The 6,274-nt window shown below is 55.5% G+C and carries 5 protein-coding genes; all 5 read right to left on the bottom strand.

The annotated features are described in order from the left end of the window. Positions 1-569 (bottom strand): DegT/DnrJ/EryC1/StrS family aminotransferase (locus LJE94_10900; GenBank protein MCG6910617.1); only part of this gene is annotated, 569 nt, incomplete at its 3' end. A gap of 473 nt (positions 570-1,042) precedes the next feature. Then, on the bottom strand, positions 1,043-1,591 hold the full coding sequence (gene rfbC, locus LJE94_10905; protein ID MCG6910618.1) for a dTDP-4-dehydrorhamnose 3,5-epimerase: 549 nt from the start codon (positions 1,589-1,591) through the stop codon (positions 1,043-1,045). A 145-nt stretch (positions 1,592-1,736) separates the two neighbouring features. Beyond that, a complete protein-coding gene (locus tag LJE94_10910) occupies positions 1,737-3,005 on the bottom strand; it encodes an outer membrane beta-barrel protein (protein MCG6910619.1) in 1,269 nt (422 codons plus the stop codon). A gap of 552 nt (positions 3,006-3,557) precedes the next feature. Then, positions 3,558-4,163 carry a polysaccharide export protein gene (locus LJE94_10915; GenBank protein MCG6910620.1) on the bottom strand — a complete coding sequence of 202 codons (606 nt, stop codon included), beginning with the start codon at positions 4,161-4,163 and terminating at the stop codon, positions 3,558-3,560. Positions 4,164-4,305: 142 nt separating this feature from the next. Next, on the bottom strand, positions 4,306-6,048 hold the full coding sequence (locus LJE94_10920) for a bifunctional sulfate adenylyltransferase/adenylylsulfate kinase (GenBank protein MCG6910621.1): 1,743 nt from the start codon (positions 6,046-6,048) through the stop codon (positions 4,306-4,308). Positions 6,049-6,274 lie beyond the last annotated feature (226 nt).

A 6,274-nucleotide genomic window follows, 5' to 3' on the forward strand; every position in this document is an offset into this window, starting at 1 on the left:
CAGCCGGCCAGGGCCATGGAACCGGCTTTTTTCCCCTTGTAGGTCGCCCCGTGCGCCTGGCAGGCGTCTTCGATCACCAGCAGGCCGTGCTTTGCTGCCAGGTCGAGGATGGGGTCCATGTCCGCCGGCTGCCCGTACAAATGAACGGGAATAACGGCCTTCGGCCGTGGCGCAGGGTTCAAGGTTGAAGGCACACGGGGATTTTTGAGATAGGCTTCCAGTTTGCTTGGATCCATGTTGCAGGTGGCGGGGTCGATGTCCACGAAAACGGGCACAGCGCCTGTCTGGGATATGGCTTCGGTGGTGGCGATGAATGTGTTGGGCACGGTGATCACCGCGTCGCCCGGGCCCACGCCGGCTGCCATCAGGGCAAAGCGCAGCGCATCGGTGCCGGAGTTCAGGCCGACGCAAAAGCGGGCCTCGCAGAAAGCGGCGAATTCCTTTTCGAAGGCTTCCACCTGGGGCCCGCCGATGAACATGCCGTTCTCCATCGCCTGCGTCATCATGGGTAGAACGTCGTTCTTTATTTGCTGATACTGCACTTTGAGGTCGAGAAAGGGCACGTTCATGTCAAACGCCTCTCGTTTTAATTTGACAGGAAATACAGGATTGTTCGGATTATTTCATTCACCGCCCGCTGCGATCGAGTTCACAGAGATCACAGAGCTTTCTTAATTTAGCCACAGACCCACACGGACTGACACAGACATTTTTTTTTGTTCGACCGCTCCGTCTTTGCTCATCCTTCACCAGACGGCTCCGATCGAACAAAATCAGTCATCGCTGGCGCGAATTATCCTTTTTCCATTATACCATTCCATAATCGTTTTCGTTTTGCGAAGAATGAGCAACCGAGAAAGATTGAAGAAATGTAATAATGTCTGTGAAATTCTGTGTGGGTCTGTGGCAATGAATAATGTTCTTTCTCCACGCCTCTACGAACTCTGCCTGCCCAGTGAAATCTTTGTTGTTCTTATTTCACCGGGGCGAAAGACAATAGATAGCGGCGAAGCCGCGTCTCATAATAGTTTGGCACAAACTATTATTCTGGCAAGGCGTCTGGCGCGACATCTTTCAGGCACGGATAGTGCCGGTCCTTGTCCGAAAGAACGGGGTCTTTCAGGGGCCACTGGATGCCGATGCCCGGGTCCGACCAGAGGACGCCCTTTTCGCAGTCCGGCGCGTAATAATCGCTGCACTTGTAGGTGAAGACGGCTGCCTCGCTCAACACGCAGTATCCGTGGGCAAAGCCCTCGGGTACGAAGAACTGGCGCTTGTTTTCCGCGGACAGGGTCACCCCGGCCCACTTGCCGAAGAAGGGCGACCCCCGGCGGATGTCCACGATCACGTCCAGCACCGCTCCCTGCACCACCTGGACCAGTTTGGCCTGGGCGTGGGGGTGCTGGTAGTGCAGGCCGCGCAGGGTGCCTTTGCCGGAGCTCGACAGGTTGTCCTGCACAAAGATGGTTTGGATGCCGTTTTCGGCAAAGCGCCTCTTCTGATAGGTTTCGCAGAAAAAGCCGCGCCGGTCCGGATAGACGTCCGGCTCGATGATCTTGGGCCCCGGGATGTCGATGTCGATTAGGTTCATAAAGCGAGTTGTTGGGTTCGGCTCAGGGTTTAGGAACCTCGTAAAACGTGAGATGTGAGACGTTAGACGTGCTGCTCGTTTCACGTCTTACGTTTTGCGGTATGCGTTCTATTTTTTACGCCTTGCGCCATACCCCTTTCGATAGTTACTTTCTCAACACATACGGACTGCGCGTGTAGAAGCTGACGCCGAGGTAGACCCGGTTCTCGTAAAATTCCTGGTTGTCGTCCGTGGAGATTAGGTCGTAAAAAGAATAGTTCAGGTTCAAGGCGCAGTAATAGGCGACCAGGTAGCGCAACCCCATCCCTGCCCGGAAGGTGTTGTCGTAGCGCTCCGGGCTTTGGTCGACATAGGCGTTGTACCCGTAGGAAGCGCTCAGGTTGCCGCTTAAATCTTCCTGAAAGTTGTAAACCGCGTTCCCGCCGACAGAGGTGTAGTAGTACAATCCCAGGTTCTGAGCTGAGGCGTAATCGTAGTCCAGCCCGTTGCGCACGAAAGCGGACAGGCTGCCCCTTTTGAAGGGCCATGTTTTGCGGCCCTCGCCAAAAACGCTTGTCCCGTATTCTTCTTTGCGGTCGCTGTAGGCCCTGATGAGGGGGCCGGCCTCCAGGCTTAGAGAGGTGGTTTCGTCGGGGGTGTAGTCGAAGCCGATGCTCGGGTAATAGAGCTGATAGTCGTCCGAATCTCCCAGGTAAGTCATCACGGTGTGGGCATAGCGCACAAACCAGTTCGTGTGCCGCGAATAGTTGTACAAAAGCCTCAGATCGGCGCGGGTGTTTTCGAAATCTTCGGTGATGTCGAATTCGCCGCGGGTGTAACGGAGAAGAGCGTCGCTTCCCCAGCGGCGTGTAAACCAGTAGTCCAGCCGCACCTCGGGGCTGTAGGTGGTACTGTCATCGCGGGGGGTGGACCAGTCGCGGTATTCCGTGTGGCTGTACTGCAGGGTGACGGCGTTTTGGGCGCCGAACTGGTTGGTGATGCCCACGACCGCGGCATTCCGGGTGTAGGCATCCCTGCCGGTGCGTCCCGAGACACTTTGGTCGAGGGCGGGATCTTCGCTGTGAATGAGGGTGTCCCGCAGAAATCCCTGCGTGTTCCGGGTAAACTGCGAACGGGCATTCAAACTCGCCGCATGGCTCCAACTGTTCAGGTCCGGGTTGTTTCTGTAAAAGTTGTAGGAAGGATCGTAGCTGAGCGAAAGGCCGCTTTCTTTACCGGTGATGTCCAGGGTTGCCCCGGGGGAGACGCGGGAGATGAAATCCTCCTCACGGTTGTCTTTGCTGCGAAAGACGTTGTCCGTGTACTCCTCGGACAGGCTCAGCCGCGGCGCAAAGGTGATTCGCGCGCCGAAGGCCTGCGATGAAAGGCAAAGACACATGAAGACGAGCAAGCTGTATCGATAGTATTTTCGCATATTTTTACAGGCTTTACAGGATTAACGGGATTAATATGACTTAATTGGCATACGGAAATCGTGAGACGTTGAAATCGTGAAACGTTGAAATCGTTAAACGTGAAACGTGAAACGTAAGACGTAAGACGTGCTGCTCGTTTAACGGTATTCGGGTCGCAAGGCACAGGGAACAGGGCTCAAGGGGTTAAACACAAAGAAGAAGCTTAACGCGTTGAATTTGCTTTGCGCCGTACGCCTTTCGCCTTTCGCTCTACTGGCGTCCAGATTTTTATATTTTGCCACAAACAGACACAGACAAACTTCTCTTTCGTCGAACAAAGGATTTTTATGTCTGTGGAATTCTGTGCCTGCCCTGTGGAATTCTGCGAAGCAGACCCAACGGGATTCCACTGGGTAAATCTGTGGCCAATTTTATCACTTAAACATCATAACAGCGGGGTACACGCTGTTATTCTGCGAAGCAGAATTGAAATACTTTTTCTCTGCGAACTCTGCGAGAGATAATATATAGCGGCGAAGCCGCGTTAAATAAAAGATGGGCACCATCTTTTATCAGGGAACGATGATGGTGTCGTCCGCCTGGATTTGGACGTTCTGCCCGAAATCATTGCCTTTGACGATCTGCTTGTAATTGATGCGGATGATCTTGTCCTGTCCGTCCACCTTGCGCAGAAGGAGAATCTCCTTCTTGGAAGCCCACTCGGTAAAGCCGCCTGCCAGGGCGAAAGCCTGCAGCACGGTGTAGTTCTTGATCATGGGGTATTCACCGGTTTTCATCACCTCGCCGAGAATGTAAAACTTTTTGCTGAAAGCCGCCCTGAGATGCACGGTGACGTTGGGGCTTTCGATGTAATCCTTGAGCTTTTCCTCGATGACGGCCTTGACCTGCATGGTCGTGCGGCCTTCCGCCCTGATGTCGCCGATAAGCGGGAAGGTGATCATGCCGTCCAGACGCACGGGAACATTATCCCGGGTGAAATCCTCCTCCTTCCAGGTGGTGATCTCAAGCACGTCGCCGGTACCGATAATGTAGGTTTGCCGGGGCTGGTTCTGCTCCTCACTGGCCAGGTCAGATGCTTCCCCGGCAAAGACGGGCGAACCCGCGAGCAGACATACAATCAGAAAGGTCAAGATAATGGTTGCACGTTTTTGTTTCATCGCATTTTCCTTTGCTTAGACAGAATTTACAGGATGTACAGAATGTTATCTCTCGCCCGCTGCACTCGAGTTCACAGAGATCACAGAGCTTTCTTAATTTAGCCACAGACCCACACGGACTTACAGTGGAACACACTGTTATTTAGATATAACCTTTATGCCCTAAATACAGCAGCACCTCACGGGCGGCTTCGTCCGGCGTGATGCCGGTGGTGTCCACGCGCACCTCGGGGTTATCCGGCACCTCGTAGGGGTCGTCCACACCGGTGAACCCTTTGATCAGCCCGGCCCGGGCCTTGGCGTACATGCCCTTTCTGTCCCTTTTTTCGCACTCTTCCAGGGAGGTCGAAATGTGCACTTCCACAAAACCGCCGTAGGCTTCGATGATGTCGCGAATCTCGCGGCGGGTGGTCTTGTAGGGTGCAATGGGCGCGCAGATGGCGATGCCCCGGTTCTTGGTGATTTCGGCGGCCACGAAACCGATGCGGCGCACGTTGGTGTCCCGGTCCTCTTTGGAAAAGCTGAGCTGGCTGGAAAGGTTCTGGCGGACGATGTCCCCGTCCAGGAGGGTTACCGGGCGTTTTCCGATCTCCTGGAAACGGGAGTAAAGCACTTTGGCGACCGTGGACTTGCCGGCCCCGGAGAGTCCGGTCATGAAGACGGTGAACCCCTGCTCGTTCGGGGGTGGGTAGGCCTTGCGCAACACCGCCATGACTTCCGGAAAGGTGGCCCAATCCGGAATTCTTTTGCCGGTTCGAATGCGCTGCTGGATATCCGACCCGGAGAGCGAAATGGTCTGCACGCCCTCGGGAACCGTGTCCTTGGTGCGGTACTCGTCCTCAAATGGCAGGTAGACCAGCTCCTCGAAGGGAACGATGCCGATGCCCAACTCGTCACTGTGCGCAGCGGTAAGGACGGTGGCCTCGTTGGCCTCGTAAAACCCGACGGCATCACCGTTGTTGCCGGGACCGGCGTGATCCGGCCCCACGATGAAGTGGCTGCACCCGTAGTTTTTGGAAACGATGGCGTGCCACATGGCCTCCCTGGGTCCGGCCATGCGCATGGCCAGCGGCAGAAGATTGAGCAGAAAGGAGTCAGGCGGGTACTGTTCCGTCACCGCCTTGTAACAGCGCACCCGGGTGTAGTGGTCGAAATCGCCGGGCTTGGTCATGCCCACCACCGGGTGGATCAGGATGTTGGCCTTGGCGGCACGCATGGCGCGCATGGTCATCTCGAACTGGGGCCGCTGAATGGGGCTTCGCGTTTGGAATCCAACCACCCGCTTCCACCCCAGCCGGTTGAAAACGCTGCGCGTCTCCACGGGGGACAGCCTGAGCTGCTTGTAGTCGAAGTGCAGGGGCAGGCTCAGCACCTCCAGCCTGCCGCCGAGATACACATCGCCGAGGGCGGTGTAGAGATGGTGAACGCCGGGGTGTTTCTGATCCCTGGTTCCGTACACCCTGTCGGCTTCCTTTTCGCGCGCCACCGGCCACATGTCTTCGATGTGCATCACCGCCAAAAGAAATCCCTCCGGGTCGCGCAGGGTCACGGACTGCCCGGTTTCCAGGCTTTGGGACTGCGTCGCGGACACGTCCAGGCAGACCGGCATGGGCCACAGGAGGCCGTCCTGCAGGCGCATGCGGTCCAGGACCGACTCGTAGTCGGAGCGGCACATGAAGCCTTCGAGCGGCGAAAAGGCCCCCACCGCCAGGAGTTCCAAATCGCACAGCTGGCGCCCGTTGAGGGTGATGTCCGGAAGGCTGAAGGCGAGTTCCCTGAGAACGGAGGCCCGTTCTTCATCGACGACGAGATCGATCAGTTTGCCGCCGTGGGGGTTGGGTCGGGTTACTCGATTTAGCGAGTTTTTTGGGTTACTTGAGTTCATTGGGTTACTTGGGTTAGTTGAGTTAGTTGGATTAGTTGGAGTGGAATTCTGTGCCTGCCCAGTGGAATTCTGCGAAGCAGAATTGAAATATTAGCGGCGCAGCCGCGTTGACTAATAGTTTGGTACAAACTATTAGATGGGCACCATCTTTTATTATAGCTCCGCCCTTTGGGTTACATGCCCAAAAGGTATTTAATTACTTGTTATTGCTATAACTTTTTACAAT

This window comes from Deltaproteobacteria bacterium, assembly GCA_022340465.1.
GTDB lineage: Bacteria > Desulfobacterota > Desulfobacteria > Desulfobacterales > B30-G6 > JAJDNW01.